Source organism: Streptomyces sp. NPDC044719 (genome assembly GCF_056433405.1).
Genome location: NZ_JBWKHE010000011.1, coordinates 49,998 through 64,160, shown reverse-complemented (window position 1 = coordinate 64,160; position 14,163 = coordinate 49,998). Strand labels below are relative to the sequence as shown.

The following is a 14,163-nucleotide window of genomic DNA, read 5'->3' as shown; positions in this document are numbered from 1 at the left end:
GTCCCCCCTGCTCGAGCGCAGCCGACAGCTTGGGGGAGGGTCCCTGAGCTGGTCACCCTACTAGTTCCCGGTGACGGAACGGCACCCTCCGGCGGCGCGCTGTGCACGCGCGGACGCATAGAGACATACGGCGGCGGCGGTGGCGAGGTTCAGGCTCTCGGCCTTCCCGTGGATCGGGACGCGCACGACGGCGTCGGTGAGGGAGCGGGTCTCCTTGGGGAGTCCCCAGGCCTCGTTCCCGAAGATCCAGGCGGTCGGCTCGCCCATGGTGCCCTTGTCGAGTTCCTCGTCGAGGTCGCGGTCGCCCGCCCCGTCGGCGGCGAGGACCCGGACACCGGCGGTCCGCAGCCCGTCGACCGCCTGTTCCACGGGGACGCCGACGGCCACGGGCAGGTGGAACAGGGAGCCGACGGAGGCGCGGACGGCCTTGGGGTTGTACACGTCGACGGAGGCGTCGGTCAGGACGACGGCCTCGGCACCGGCGGCGTCGGCGCAGCGCAGCACGGTCCCGGCGTTGCCGGGGTCGCGGACGTTCGCGAGGAGGGCGACGAGCCGGGGGCGCGCCTCGAGGACCTCCTCGAAGGGCGTGTCCAGGAAGCGGCAGACTCCGACGAGTCCCTGCGGGGTGACGGTGGTGGAGATGTCGGCGATGACCTGCTCGGAGGCGAGGTGCACCCGGGCGCCGGTGTCCCGGACCGCCCCCAGGATGTCGGCGTACCGCTCGGCGGCCTCCGGCGTCGCGAACAGCTCCGTGAGCGTGGCCGTGTCCCCGGCCCGGTGCCCGGCCGCCTCGCGCACGGCCTGCGGCCCCTCCGCGAGGAACAGCCGCTCCTTCCCCCGGAAGTTCCGCTTGGCCAGCCGCCGCGCGGCCAGGACGCGGGGTGAGCGGGGGGAGATGAGCTCGGGCGTGGCGGGGGACATCCTGTTCACTTTCTCGTAGCTGCACAGCAGGACCCGCAGGCCGTTCGGCCTGCGGGTCCTTGAATCACGTCGGCTTGGGGCCGGCGCGGCGTCACGCAGCCTTGGGCGCGTTGACGTCGCTCGGCAGCGCCTTCTGGGCGACCTCGACGAGCGCGGCGAACGCACCGGCGTCGTTGACGGCCAGCTCGGCCAGGATCTTGCGGTCGACCTCGACGTTCGCGGCCTTCAGACCCTGGATGAAGCGGTTGTACGTGATGCCGTTGGCGCGGGCAGCGGCGTTGATGCGCTGGATCCACAGCTGACGGAAGTCACCCTTGCGCTTCTTGCGGTCGTTGTAGTTGTAGACCAGCGAGTGGGTGACCTGCTCCTTGGCCTTGCGGTACAGGCGCGAACGCTGACCGCGGTAGCCGGAAGCCTGCTCGAGGATCGCCCGGCGCTTCTTGTGGGCGTTCACTGCCCGCTTGACGCGTGCCACTTTTTAACTCCTTGTAGCGGGGCCGCGGTGGTCCTCACACGGCCCGAAATCGATTGGGTCCCGGTCCTGACGTACGGCGCTGGCGCGCCGAAGCGTCACTTGCCGAGAAGCTTCTTGATCTTCTTGGCGTCGCCCGGGGCCATCTCGGCGTTGCCGGTGAGGCGACGCGTCACACGGGACGACTTGTGCTCGAGCAGGTGGCGCTTGCCGGCACGCTCGCGGAGCACCTTGCCGGAGCCGGTGACCTTGAAGCGCTTGCTGGACCCGCTGTGCGACTTGTTCTTCGGCATAGCGCCGTACTCTCCTCGTCGGTGGCGCTCCGGTGCCCGGTCGTGAAACCGGGCACGGTGGAGCGTCGTCTTGTTTCGGTTGCTTCCTCGGGACTCGCGTCCCCAGGGGTCACGCCTCGGCGGGCTCCTCGGCCGGCGCCTCGACGTCCGCGTCGGCTTCCGCGGCGTTCTGCGAGCGGCCGGGGTTGGCCTTCGCTTCCGCCTTGCGGGCCTCCTGCGCCTGGCGAGCCTCGGCCATCGCCTCGGTCTTCTTCTTGTGCGGACCGAGGACCATGATCATGTTCCGGCCGTCCTGCTTCGGGTTCGACTCCACGAAACCGAGGTCCTGGACGTCCTCCGCGAGACGCTGCAGCAGTCGGTAGCCCAGCTCGGGCCGGGACTGCTCGCGACCACGGAACATGATCGTGATCTTGACCTTGTCGCCCTGCTTGAGGAACCGGACGACGTGACCCTTCTTGGTGTCATAGTCGTGCGGGTCGATCTTCGGCCGGAGCTTCATCTCCTTGATGACCGTGTGCGCCTGGTTCTTGCGCGCCTCACGGGCCTTCATGGCCGACTCGTACTTGAACTTCCCGTAGTCCATGAGCTTGCACACGGGCGGACGGGCATTCGCCGCGACCTCGACCAGGTCCAGGTCGTACTCCTGCGCAAGCTCCAGTGCCTTGGCCAGCGGGACGATGCCCACCTGCTCGCCACTGGGACCGACAAGTCGCACCTCGGGAACGCGAATCCGGTCGTTGATGCGGGGCTCGGCGCTGATGGATCCTCCTCGGTAGCACCACGCGACGGTCTGGCGGACGGCCGCGTAACGTCTCTATTCGATAGACCTAACCGCGCCGAAGCACAAAAAATGCCCCGGACGATCCCAGGCGGGGCTCCTCGAACTACCGGAGCACCGCCGCGGTGACCGCGGGGCGCGCTTTCGGACGGATCGCCGCCGCTGGGACGGGATCGTCTGACCGGTGACCCGACGCCCTGGGGGCGGTCAGGTGGGAGTTCGAAAGCCTCCACTTGTGGGTCGGGCTCGCGGGCCGTGAGGCATACGGGTCCGACCGGTCGTTACACGAGATTACCAGCATCGGCCAGGAACGGCTAATTGGGACGCCGTGGGGCCTGGTGCGGCACGGGCCCGTCCTGCGCCTATCGTGTGGGGCATGAGTGAGACCCCTCCTGAGTCCCCCGACTTCGACGCCATGGCCCGCGACATCGCCGAGGTCCCGGCGGTCGAGGTGATCGTGACGGTCGCCGTCAACCTGATGAGCGCCGCCGCGGTGAAGCTCGGTCTGACCGAGGAGGGCGACAAGCACAAGGATCTGGACGAGGCCCGCAAGCTGGTGCACGCGCTGGCCGGCCTGCTGGACGCCTCCGCGACCGAGATCAGCTCCTTCCACGCGTCGCCGCTGCGCGACGGTCTGAAGTCGCTGCAGCTGGCGTTCCGCGAGGCGTCGCTGAGCCCGGACGAGCCGGGCCAGGGGCCGGGCGAGAAGTACACGGGCCCCGTCTACGGCTAGTTCATCCGCGTACGTACAAGGGCTCGCCCGGTGGCGTCGCCTCGGCCGGCAGGACTGCCAGGTCGAGGCCGCGCACCAGGCGGGCCCTCAGTGTCTCGTCGGCGGCGAGGCGGCGTGCGACCGCGTGGACGCCGGCGTCGTGCGGCACGGCCGGCTCGAAGACCAGGGCGAGGGTGCCGTCGGCCCGGCCGGGGCCGAGGTAGGCACGTACCACCGCGCGCACGTCGGCGACCACGGCGCGCACCGCGGCCACGACCGCCGGGTCGGCGAGCGGGTCCGTGGTGGTCCGGCCCTCGGCGAGCGAGAGCAGGGCGGATCCCGTCAGCTCGAAGGGCACGGGCCCTGCCATGTCCAGCACGACCGTGTCCGCCTTCTCGTGGGCGGCGGCCTGGAGGGCCTGGTGCAGGGGGACGGCGACGGGGCGCGCCTCCGGGTCCCAGCGGGCCAGGGTGTCCGTGGACGTGAAGGCGGGGAGGGCGGTGCGGTTTCCGGCCTTCAGGGTCGGTACGGCCATGTCGCTGCTCTTCTCGCGGCGCAGTCCCCGCTCGTCCTCCTCGACCTCGCCGAGCACGGCCACGACGGGGACGAGCAGCCGGGCGCCCTTGAGGGCGTCGAGGACCGGGCCCACCGCGCCGCGGTCCTCTGACCAGGCGGCGAGTGCCGCGCTCAGCCGGGGATCGGCGGAGCCGTCGTCGTCGGAGAAGCCGGGGTCGGGGATGTTCTTGTTCGCCACGGTCGTCGACCCTATCGGCCGGGTGCCGCCGCTTCGGCAGCGGTTCAGACGATGCGGCCTAGAAGTCGTCGCGGCTCGTGCGGCGGCCGCGCCACAGGACCACGGACGCCACCAGCAGGACGCCGCCGGCGCTGCCCGCGAGGGGGGCGGCCCAGTCGGCGGTGCCGTCACCGGAGGCGGCGGAGTCCGGGCCGCTGCCGAAGTACTTCTCGCCGTGCGACGCCGAGCGCAGGCCCTCCGGCTCGAGCCCGTCGGCGGCCTTGATGGCGGCGGCCGGGTCGATGAAGCCGAAGCCCCGGGAGTCGTCGCGGCCCCCGACGGGCGCGTTGCGGGCGGTGTCCTCGAGGAGCGATTTGATCTGGGCCGGGGTCAGGTCCGGGTGGGCGGCCTTGACCAGGGCGGCGGCGCCGGAGACGAAGGCGGCGGCGGCGCTGGTGCCCCAGCCCTCGTAGTACTTGTGGTCGGGGTCGGCGATGACGACGTCGACGCCGGGGGCGCTGACGGTGGCGTACCAGCGGCGGGTGGAGAAGGGGGCGCGGGTTCCGGAGCGGTCGACGGCGGTGGCCGCGATGACGCCCGGATAGGCGGCCGGGTAGGAGATGTGGTCGCCCTTCTCACCGCCGTTGCCCGAGGAGGCGACGACGACCACGCCCTTCTTCAGGGCGTACTGGATGGCCGAGTCCTCGGCGGGCTCGGGATGCGCGGAGGCGGAGTCGTCGCCGAGGGAGAGGTTGATGACGTCGGCGCCGTGGTCGGCGGCCCAGCGGATGCCCTCGGCGAGGGCGTTGCCGCGGGTGCTGCGGGCCTTGGCGCGGGAGGGGTCGCCGTCCTCCAGGATCACGCGGACGGGGAGGATCTTCGCCTCGGGGGCGATGCCGAGGACGCCGTCGGCGTTGCCAGGGCCGTGTCCGTGGCCGGCGATGATGCCGGCCATGGCGGTGCCGTGCCGGGCCCAGGCGCGATCGCCCGGCTCGGCTCCGAAGCCGACCAGGTCCTTGCCGGTGAGGACGTTGCCGATCAGGTCGGGGTGGTCGGCCTCGACGCCGGTGTCCAGGACGGCGACGGTGACGCCTTCGCCCTTGGTGGTCTGCCAGGCCTCCTGGGTGTGCATGGCTTCCAGGGCCCACTGCTGGGCGCGGATGCTGTCGGCGTGGGCGGCGGGGGCGGGGAGCAGGACGAGGCCGGCGGCGAGCAGGACGCCGAGGGCTCCGGTCCGCCGGAACGCGACGGCTCGCCGAGGCGCGACGGCTCGCCGGGGCGCGGAGGCTCGGCCCGCCGGGCGGCTTGCGGCCTTCACGACGGCTGCTCCGTGGCCGAGCGGACGTTCTTGCGCAGGCCGCGTTCGACGCGGTCGGCGAGGCCCTGCGCCTCGTTGCCGAGGCCGGCCTGGGCCGGGGCGGTGGTGGCGTTCGGCTCCATGGCGTCCTCGGCGGGCTGCGGATCGTCGACGGTGCGGCCGTCGGCCCAGCCGGAGACCGCGTAGACGACGACCGGGGCCTCGGTGAGCACGGAGACGGTCCAGGAGGCGCGCTGTCCCTTGCCGAAGTGGGCGGCGGGGGTGTCCTTGGCGGCGTACGGCAGGGGCATCAGGTCGTTGCGGCGGTCCAGGCGCTCGTTGCGGAAACGGTTCGCGAGGGAGGTCATGCCCGGGGCGTCGGCGGTGGTGAAGAGCAGGCCGACGGTGGTGACGTAGCTCTGCGTGGCGTCGGTGTAGGTGGCGCGCAGGAGCCGTTCGCAGCCGACGGGGGCGAGGGCCTTGCGCAGCAGGGGGTCGAAGGCGTCCTTGCAGCCGCTGTCCGGGGCGACGGCGATCCGGGTCCAGGTGCGGTCGGCTCCGCCGGGGCCGGCGCCCCGGCCCTGCACGGTGGGCGGGAACAGCTGGTCGACGGGGACGCTGTGCCAGAGGCTTCCGGCCGTGGCGAAGGTGCTCCGCGAGCCCTCCTCGCCGGAGTCCCCGACCAGCCAGCTGCCGGTGACCGCGCCCGAGATGAGTCCCAGTCCGAGCACGAGACAGGCGGCGGCCGCGGCGGCCTGCGATGCGCCGCGCCGGCCGAGCGGGCGGGGCCGGGCGTCACCGTCGTATCCCTCGGGCTCCGCGAACGACACGACGGGCCGCGCGCCGGTGAGGGTCCCGCCGGGGGTCAGGGGGGCGCTCCAGGAGAAGGCCGGGTCGGGAGAGACGCCGGAGGCGGGGGCGGAGTCCGGGGGCGGAGGAGCTGAGGCGGCGGTGCGGGGCCGCTGGGTGGGCGCGGGCGGCACGCGCGTCCCAGCGCCCGCACCGGCCTGCGGCTCACGCGTGGGGCGCGGCGGGGTGCCGGGGCGTACGGGACCGGGACGGCCGGAGGTCTCGGCGTCCGGCTGGCCGGACCGCTCGGCGGGTGACGGGTCGGCGGGGATCGGCCGCAGGCGTCGGGTCGTCTCCGCGGCGTTCTCGGCGGCGTTCTCGGCGGGTGCGCCGGTACGGCGTGGCATGGGGAGCGGCCCGGGACGGACGGAGGAACCCGGAAGGTGACGCGGCCGCGGAGGAGCGTCAGGCGGTGTGGACAGCCTGTTCGACGCGGGCCGGTTCTCGGGGCGGACGCCGGGAGGCGTGTCCGGGAAGCGGGCGGAGGCGAGCGGTGGGGGCGGTGTCGTGGGCTCGGTGCGCTCGGGCGCGGTGGCGCCGAGGCTCGGGAAACGAGGGCGCCCGTTCGCACCGCCCCGGGAGCCGGAGGACACCGAACCGGCCGAGCCGCCGTTCCGGGCCGCCGTTCCGGAACCGGTGCCGTCCCCTGCCGACGAGCTACCCGCGCCGGAGCGCCCACCAGACGATTCCCGGTCCGGCGAGGCCCCCTCACGCGCCGAGAAAGGCCCCTGCTCACCTGTCGTCAGGCCACCGGCACCGAAGAACCCACGCCCGTCCGGCACCCCACGCGCTCCGGCAACGGAAGACCCGGGGGGCTGGTCGGTGTCCCGCTCCGCGGACGGCCGCAGCGGACCCGGAACACCATCCCCGTCGGCCGGACCACGCGTCCTGGCGGCTGCAGACCCGGCACGGTCGCTGTCCCGGTCCAAAGGTGCCGCCGAGCCGCCGGCGCCGGCGTCTGCCGATGACACACGCACGGCGCCAGAGCCGATCTGGCCGGTGTTCCGTGCCGAGGACGGTGGCGGTGAACCCGCCGTCGAGCCCTCGTGCCATGTCGCACTGGGCCGGCCGGTGCCGGAAGACTCGCGCCCGTCCGCACCCGGCGGGGCGTCGTCGGACGGTTCGGCCGTCGTGTTCTCCGGGGGGTGCGGGGGACGCGGGGGGCTGCTGGGGCGTGGGGGCAAGGGGGCACGCCGCGCTTCCGTGCTCATGCACCCCCCGTTTCCTCGTGCCCGGGCCGCTGCGTTCCGCGCGGGCCGGTGGCGCCCTGCCCGAGGCCCGGCACGGAATCGTCCCGGGCACACATACCCGTACGGACGGAGCGTCATCCCGGCGCGGATCCCCGGCCGGCTCGTTCCGCCGTACGTGCGCGTCACTCTACGGCTTGTTCCTGCACGAACGGGAACCAGTCCACGACCCCGGGGCATCTGCCCGGAACGTCCCCCTACCCTGCGGTAATCCAGTCTGGCAGGCTGCGTTCATGACTGCGCGCGCCGCCGACCGGGCCCGTTACGACCGGGCCACAGCCCATCTCGACGCCCCTCTCGCGATCGTGGACCTGGAGGCCTTCGACGCCAACGCCGCCGACCTGGTCCGCCGCGCCGGGGGCAAGCCCGTCCGGGTCGCCAGCAAGTCCGTGCGGTGCCGGGCGCTGCTGGAACGCGTCCTGGCCCGGGACGGTTTCGCCGGGATCATGTCCTTCACGCTGGCCGAGTCGCTGTGGCTGGCCCGGTCGGGGTTCGAGGACGTGCTGCTCGCCTACCCGTCCGCCGACCGTGCCGCGTTCGCCGAGCTCGCCGGTGATCCCAAGCTCGCCGCCGCCGTCACCGTCATGGTCGACGACGTCGCCCAGCTCGATCTGATCGACGCCTCGCGGGGCGGCGGTCGTGAAGTGGTGCGGGTGTGCCTGGAGTTGGACACCTCCCTGAGACTGCTCGGCGGGCGGGTGCGCATCGGGGCCAGGCGCTCGCCGTTGCACTCCCCCGCGCAGGTCGCGGACGTGGCCCGGGCGGTGGCCCGGCGGCCGGGCTTCGAGGTCGTGGGGATCATGGCGTACGAGGGACATGTCGCCGGTGTCGGGGACGCGGTGGCGGGGCGCCCGCTGCGGTCCCGTGCCGTACGGCTGATGCAGGCCGCCGCCAAGCGTGAACTCGCCGAGCGGCGTGCGGAGGTGGTGCGCGCGGTGCGGGCCGTCGTGCCGGGTCTTGAGTTCGTCAACGGCGGTGGCACCGGCTCGGTGCAGCACACTGCGGCGGAGGACTCGGTGACCGAGATCGCCGCCGGGTCGGGGCTGTACGTGCCGCGGCTGTTCGACAACTACACGTCGTTCAGCGGCCGTCCGGCGGCCCTCTTCGCCCAGCCGGTCGTACGGCGGCCCGGGGTGGGCGTGGTGACCGTGCTCGGTGGCGGATATCCGGCTTCCGGGGCCGCCGGGGCCGACCGGTCGCCCGTCCCGTATCTGCCCGAGGGGCTGCGCTACGACCCTCAGGAGGGGGCCGGTGAGGTGCAGACGCCGCTGCTCGGCTCGCCCGCCGACGATCTGCTGATCGGTGACAAGGTCTGGTTCCGGCACGCCAAGGCCGGTGAGCTGTGCGAGCGCTTCGACCGGCTGCGGCTGATCGAGGGCGACGCGGTGACGGCGACGGTGCCGACCTACCGCGGCGAGGGGCACACGTTCCTGTAGGACATCAGCCCGACAGCCGGTCGTTCAGTCCGTCGGGCCGATGCTGCTGCCGACGCCGCCGCCCGTGTCCGCGTCGCCGACCGGGCGGATGCCCTTGGTGACGCGGTCCATGTCGGCGAGCGGCGGCCCGTCCTCGCCCGCGTCGAAGACGTAGCGGACGAGGACGGGTGACTCGGTGCCGACACTGGAGGGGAAGACCAGCGACTGGACGTAGCCGCCCGGTCCCTTGGCGGTGTGGACGCGCCAGCGCACGAAGTATCCGGCGCGGCCCGCCACCGCGACCGGCCCGGACTTGACGACCTCGTGGGATTCCATGCCCCCGTAGGGCTTGCGGCCGAGCTTGTCGCGGTCGTAGGCCTCTTCGGCCGCCTCGGAGATGTCCGCCTTGGCGAGGGCCTCGGGGGACTTCTCGTCGTTCGCGGTGACCGTGCGGGAGATGACGAGGCCGTGGCGGCAGACGATGCCGTCGCCGGGGCAGTCGTATGTGCCGTCCGTCGTCATGACGACGTCGTCCTCGGCGACGTGCTGCGGGCGGACCCAGCCGTCGAGGAGCGGGAAGGTGACGCCGTTGAGCTGGTCCTCGACGACGGTCGGGTCGTCGGCGGACGGCTCGGAGGCGGACGCCGCGGGAGTCGGATCCGAGGATTCCGAGGATTCCGAGGATTCCGGCGCGGTGGGGGCGGAGGGCGTCGGAAGCGTCCTCGTCTCCGCGCCGCTGTCGTCGCCGCTGGTGAGGACCACGGCTCCGGTGACGATCGCCGCGACCAGGACCGCCCCGGCGGCGACGAGGGCGACCACCTTCCCGCGCCCGGTGCCTCCGCCCGGGGGCGGCGGCACCGGGCCCGCGGTACCTCCGGGCGCGCGGCGGTGCTCGGTCCAGGCCGTGCCGTCCCACCAGCGTTCCAGATGGGGGCCGTGCGGGTCGGGATACCAGCCGGGCGGAGGCGTCATGCTCATCCCGGCACTCTAGGCCGTGTCCGCGGAGTCCCGGACCTACAGGGGAGTGACGTACGCCCCCGCGATCCCGCCGTCGACCAGGAAGTCGGTGGCGTTCACGAAGGAGGAGTCGTCGCTGGCCAGGAAGGCGACGGCGGCGGCGATCTCCTCGGCCTCGGCGAAGCGGCCCAGCGGGATGTGCACCAGGCGGCGTGCGGCGCGCTCCGGGTCCTTGGCGAACAGCTCCTGCAACAAGGGAGTGTTGACCGGGCCCGGGCAGAGGGCGTTCACACGGATGCCCTCGCGGGCGAACTGCACGCCCAGTTCGCGGGACATGGCGAGGACGCCGCCCTTGGAGGCCGTGTACGAGATCTGCGACGTGGCCGCGCCCATCCTCGCGACGAAGGACGCCGTGTTGATGATCGAGCCCCTGCCCTGCCGCTGCATGTACGGGATGGCCGCCTTGCAGCACAGGTAGACGGAGGTGAGGTTGACCTCCTGGACGCGCTTCCAGGCCTCCAGGCCGGTCTCCAGGATGGAGTCGTCGTCGGGCGGGGAGATGCCGGCGTTGTTGAAGGCGATGTCGACGCTGCCGTAGGTGTCGTAGGCGGTCCTGAAGAGCGCCTCGACCTCCTCGGGGTCGGTGACGTCGACCTTCACGAAGGTGCCTCCGGTCTCCTCGGCGGCGGCCTTGCCGCGGGCCTCGTCGACGTCGCCGCAGACGACGTGCGCGCCCTCGGAGGCGAGGCGGCGCGCGGCGGCGAGGCCGATGCCGCTGCCGGCTCCGGTGACAACGGCGGTCCGGCCGACCAGCCGGCGGCAGATGGTGTCCTGAGCAGTCACTGTGCGGGGCCCTCCGTGCTGATGAAGACGTTCTTGGTTTCGGTGAAGGCGGCCAGGGCCTCGGGGCCGAGCTCGCGGCCGACGCCCGACTGCTTGTAGCCGCCGAAGGGGGTCCAGTAGCGGACGCTGGCATGGGAGTTGACGGACAGATTGCCGGCGCGCACGGCCTGGGAGACGCGCAGGGCGCGGCCGACGTCCCGGGTCCAGATGGAGCCGGAGAGGCCGTAGGGGGTGTCGTTGGCCAGGCGGATCGCGTCCTGCTCGTCGGTGAAGGGCAGGAGTACGGCGACGGGGCCGAAGATCTCCTCGCAGGCCGCGGCCGAGTCGGGGCTCTCCCCGGTGAGGACGGTCGGCGGGAACCAGAAGCCGGGCCCCTCGGGTGCGCTGCCGCGCAGGGCCGGGGCGTCCTCGGGTACAAAACCCCGGACGCGGTCGAGCTGTTGCCGGGAGATCAGCGGGCCCATCTGTGTCTTCTCGTCGGCCGGATCGCCCACCACCACGCCGGCCAGGGTCCCGGCGAGCAGCTCGCGGACCTCGTCGTACACCTGCTCCTGGACCAGGATGCGGGTGCGGGCGCAGCAGTCCTGGCCGGAGTTGTCCAGGAACGAGAAGGGGTCGACTGCGGTCTTGAGGTCGGCGTCGGCGAAGACGATGTTGGGGCTCTTGCCGCCGAGTTCGAGGGTGACCGGCTTGACCTGCTCGGCGCCGAGCGCGGCGACGCGCGTCCCGGTGCGGGTGGAGCCGGTGAAGACGATCTTGGCGACGCCGGGGTGCCGCACCAGAGCTTCGCCCGCCACGGCGCCGTGCCCCGGCAGGACCTGGAGGAGGTGCTCCGGGAGCCCTGCCTCGAGGGCGAGTTCGGCGAGGCGCAGCGCGGTGAGGGGTGTGGTCTCGGCGGGCTTGAGGATGACCGCGTTGCCGGCGGCGAGGGCGGGGGCGGTGCCCCAGGCGGCGATCGGCATGGGGAAGTTCCAGGGCGCGATCACGCCGACGACGCCGAGCGGTTCGAGGATCGTGACGTTCAGGCCGCCGGGCACCGGGATCTGCCGACCGGTGAGCCGCTCCACTCCCCCGGCCGCGTAGTCCAGCAGGTCCCGGACGTTGCCGGCCTCCCAGCGGGCGTTGCCGATGAGGTGGCCGGCCTCGCGGACCTCCAGACGGGCCAGTTCCTCCAGGTGCTCGTCGACGGTGGTAGCGAAGCGGCGCAGCAGCCGGGCGCGCTCGCCGGGGGCGAGGGCGGCCCAGACCGTCTGGGCCCGGGTGGCCAGGGTGACCGCCGCGTCGACGTCGGCCGGGCCGGCCGCCGCGATGGCGGCGACGACCTCCTCGGTCGCGGGGTTCAGTACTTCCAGGAGGTGCTCGGAAGACAAGAAGGGCCTCACATGCGTTCGAAGGAGCGGCGCAGCTCCCAGTCGGTCACCGCGGCGTCGAAGGCGTCCAGTTCGACCCGCGCCATGTTGCGGTAGTGCGCGACGACCTCGTCCCCGAAGGCGGCCTTGGCGATGGGGCTGTTCTCCCAGAGCTCGGCGGCCTCGCGCAGGGTGGTGGGGACGTGGGCGAAGTCGGCGGTGTAGGCGTTGCCGGGACAGGGCTCGGGCAGCTCCAGCTTCTGCTCGATGCCGTGCAGCCCGGCCGCCACGAGTCCGGCGACGGCGAGGTAGGGGTTGACGTCGCCGCCGGGCAGCCGGTTCTCGAAGCGCAGGGAGCGGCCGTGGCCGACCACGCGCAGCGCGCAGGTGCGGTTGTCGTGGCCCCAGGCGACGGCGGTCGGTGCGAAGGAGCCGGGCTGGAACCGCTTGTAGGAGTTGATGTGGGGGGCGTAGAGCAGGGAGAAGTCGCGCAGGGCGGCGAGCTGGCCGGCGAGGAAGTGGCGCATGACGTCCGACATGCCGCCCTCGCCGTCCCCGGCCATGGCGTTGCCGCCGTCAGGGTCGGCGAGCGAGAGGTGGATGTGGCAGGAGTTGCCCTCGCGTCCGTTGTACTTGGCCATGAAGGTGATCGACATGCCCTCCTGGGCGGCGATCTCCTTGGCGCCGGTCTTGTAGACGGAGTGCTGGTCGCAGGTGACCAGGGCCTCGTCGTAGCGGAAGGCGATCTCGTGCTGGCCGGGGTTGCACTCGCCCTTGGCGGACTCGACGGTGAGGCCGGCCGCCGCCATCTCGTTGCGGATCCGGCGCAGCAGGGGCTCGATGCGGCCGGTGCCGAGGATCGAGTAGTCGATGTTGTACTGGTTGGCCGGGGTCAGGCCCCGGTAGCCGGCGTCCCAGGCCTGTTCGTAGCTGTCCTTGAAGACGATGAACTCCAGCTCGGTGCCGACCTGGGCGGTGTAGCCGAGTTCGGCGAGGCGCTCCAGCTGGCGGCGCAGTATCTGGCGGGGCGCGGCGACGACCGGGGAGCCGTCGCTCCAGGCGAGGTCGGCGTGGAGCATGGCCGTGCCCTCGTTCCAGGGGACGCGGCGCAGCGTGCTCAGGTCCGGGTGCATCGCGAAGTCGCCGTAGCCGCGGTCCCAGGAGGACATCGCGTACCCGTCGACGGTGTTCATCTCGGTGTCGACGGCGAGCAGGTAGTTGCAGCCCTCGGTGCCGTGCTGGAGGACCTCGTCGAGGAAGAAGCGTGCGGCGAACCGCTTGCCCTGGAGCCGCCCTTGCATGTCGGGGAAGGCCAGGACGACAGTGTCGATCTCACCGCCCGCGACGAGGGCGTGCAGCTCCTCGACGCTCAGCGGGGGTGTGCGGTCTGCCACGGGAAGGCCTCCTAGGCTCCTTGGATCCGCTGCCTGGATCCGCCGGGAGCCATAAGGTATTGCGGAGAACCATTGCTTGGGAAGGGGGTACGGCCACATGCCGGAGGAAGCGGGGGGCGAGATGCGGGACGGACTGACGCCGGTGCTGCGGCCGGTGCGCGCGGGCAACGGCTTCGAGGAGGCGCTGGAGCAGATCCTTCAGGTCCTGCGGCTGGGGCTGGTGGCCGGGGGCGAGCGGCTGCCGGCGGAGCGGGAGCTGGCGGAGCGGCTGGGGATCAGCCGGGTGACGCTGCGCGAGGTGCTGAAGGTGCTCCAGGACCAGGGGCTCGTCGAGTCGCGGCGCGGGCGGTACGGCGGGACGTTCGTGCGGCCCCGCACGGACGCGGGCGGCGAGGACGAACTGCGGCGCCGGGTCGCCGAGGTCGACATAGAGGACGTCCTGCGCTTCCGGGAGGTGCTGGAGGTGGGGGCCGCGGGGCTGTGCGCGGCACACGGACTGGACGAGAAGCAGGCCGGACAGCTCCGCGAGGCCCTGGCCCGCACGCACGACGCCCCGCTCGCCGAGTATCGCCGTCTGGACACGCTGCTGCACCTCACGCTCGCCGAGCTGTCCGGTTCGCCCACGCTCACGGCCCAGTACGCGGCCGTGCGCGCGAGCGTCAACGACCTGCTCGACTGCATCCCGCTGCTGGTCCGCAATCTGGAGCACTCCCAGCGGCAGCACACCGCCTTGGTGGAGGCCGTGATCAAGGGTGACGCGGATCAGGCGCGGGAGATCATGCGCGAGCACTGCGGGGGCACGGCGGCGCTGCTGCGCGGATTCCTGGGCTGAGCCGGGGCGCGGTCCGGCGAGGTGAGGATTTACGGGCGATTAACGCACGGGTCTTGCCTTCCCTCGGTCGG

The 14,163-nt window shown here is 72.8% G+C and carries 14 protein-coding genes; 3 read left to right on the top strand and 11 right to left on the bottom strand.

Annotated elements, in window-relative coordinates:
• Positions 1-60: 60 nt before the first annotated feature.
• The 4 genes from AC07DF_RS36020 to infC form a co-directional block, all read right to left on the bottom strand.
• Complete coding sequence (locus tag AC07DF_RS36020; protein WP_478980888.1) at positions 61-921, bottom strand: TrmH family RNA methyltransferase; 861 nt, start codon at positions 919-921, stop codon at positions 61-63.
• 91 nt (positions 922-1,012) lie between these two features.
• Positions 1,013-1,396, bottom strand: a complete 384-nt coding sequence (gene rplT, locus AC07DF_RS36015) for a 50S ribosomal protein L20 (RefSeq protein ID WP_004002577.1) — start codon at positions 1,394-1,396, stop codon at positions 1,013-1,015.
• Between the two features lie 95 nt (positions 1,397-1,491).
• Positions 1,492-1,686, bottom strand: a complete 195-nt coding sequence (gene rpmI / locus AC07DF_RS36010; RefSeq protein ID WP_003989075.1) for a 50S ribosomal protein L35 — start codon at positions 1,684-1,686, stop codon at positions 1,492-1,494.
• Between the two features lie 109 nt (positions 1,687-1,795).
• On the bottom strand, positions 1,796-2,446 hold the full coding sequence (gene infC / locus AC07DF_RS36005; protein ID WP_215124526.1) for a translation initiation factor IF-3: 651 nt from the start codon (positions 2,444-2,446) through the stop codon (positions 1,796-1,798).
• Between the two features lie 394 nt (positions 2,447-2,840).
• Here infC and AC07DF_RS36000 point away from each other — a divergent pair, with 394 nt between their 5' ends.
• Positions 2,841-3,197, top strand: a complete 357-nt coding sequence (locus AC07DF_RS36000; protein WP_215122530.1) for a DUF1844 domain-containing protein — start codon at positions 2,841-2,843, stop codon at positions 3,195-3,197.
• Between the two features lies 1 nt (position 3,198).
• On the opposite strand, the gene AC07DF_RS35995 is transcribed toward AC07DF_RS36000, so the two are convergent.
• From AC07DF_RS35995 to AC07DF_RS35985, 3 genes are read right to left on the bottom strand one after another with little or no spacing between them, the layout of a single operon-like run.
• Positions 3,199-3,930 carry an SseB family protein gene (locus AC07DF_RS35995; protein ID WP_478980884.1) on the bottom strand — a complete coding sequence of 244 codons (732 nt, stop codon included), beginning with the start codon at positions 3,928-3,930 and terminating at the stop codon, positions 3,199-3,201.
• Positions 3,931-3,988: 58 nt separating this feature from the next.
• Positions 3,989-5,227 (bottom strand): type VII secretion-associated serine protease mycosin, encoded by a 1,239-nt coding sequence (mycP, locus tag AC07DF_RS35990; protein ID WP_478980882.1) that lies wholly within the window; start codon positions 5,225-5,227, stop codon positions 3,989-3,991.
• Entirely contained in the window at positions 5,224-6,402 is a 1,179-nt protein-coding gene (locus AC07DF_RS35985) for a hypothetical protein (RefSeq protein WP_478980880.1), read from the bottom strand. The genes mycP and AC07DF_RS35985 overlap by 4 nt, the downstream gene beginning before the upstream one ends.
• Before the next feature lie 1,133 nt (positions 6,403-7,535).
• Here AC07DF_RS35985 and AC07DF_RS35980 point away from each other — a divergent pair.
• Positions 7,536-8,738 carry an amino acid deaminase/aldolase gene (locus AC07DF_RS35980; protein WP_478980878.1) on the top strand — a complete coding sequence of 401 codons (1,203 nt, stop codon included), beginning with the start codon at positions 7,536-7,538 and terminating at the stop codon, positions 8,736-8,738.
• A gap of 24 nt (positions 8,739-8,762) precedes the next feature.
• Here the strand turns inward: AC07DF_RS35980 and AC07DF_RS35975 are convergent, their stop codons facing one another.
• Genes AC07DF_RS35975 through AC07DF_RS35960 form a run of 4 tightly spaced genes read right to left on the bottom strand, consistent with a single transcriptional unit; the run spans position 8,763 to position 13,260 of the window.
• Entirely contained in the window at positions 8,763-9,689 is a 927-nt protein-coding gene (locus tag AC07DF_RS35975) for a DUF2510 domain-containing protein (protein ID WP_478981239.1), read from the bottom strand.
• Positions 9,690-9,731: 42 nt separating this feature from the next.
• The gene (locus AC07DF_RS35970; protein ID WP_478980876.1) at positions 9,732-10,517 is read right to left on the bottom strand and encodes a 3-oxoacyl-ACP reductase; all 786 of its coding nucleotides are present in this window, start codon (positions 10,515-10,517) and stop codon (positions 9,732-9,734) included.
• Positions 10,514-11,887, bottom strand: a complete 1,374-nt coding sequence (locus AC07DF_RS35965) for an aldehyde dehydrogenase family protein (RefSeq protein WP_478980874.1) — start codon at positions 11,885-11,887, stop codon at positions 10,514-10,516. Before AC07DF_RS35965 ends, AC07DF_RS35970 begins: the two co-directional genes overlap by 4 nt.
• Positions 11,888-11,895: 8 nt before the next feature.
• Entirely contained in the window at positions 11,896-13,260 is a 1,365-nt protein-coding gene (locus tag AC07DF_RS35960) for a glutamine synthetase family protein (RefSeq protein WP_478980872.1), read from the bottom strand.
• A 97-nt stretch (positions 13,261-13,357) separates the two neighbouring features.
• Here AC07DF_RS35960 and AC07DF_RS35955 point away from each other — a divergent pair, with 97 nt between their 5' ends.
• The gene (locus tag AC07DF_RS35955; protein ID WP_478980870.1) at positions 13,358-14,092 is read left to right on the top strand and encodes a FadR/GntR family transcriptional regulator; all 735 of its coding nucleotides are present in this window, start codon (positions 13,358-13,360) and stop codon (positions 14,090-14,092) included.
• Positions 14,093-14,163 lie beyond the last annotated feature (71 nt).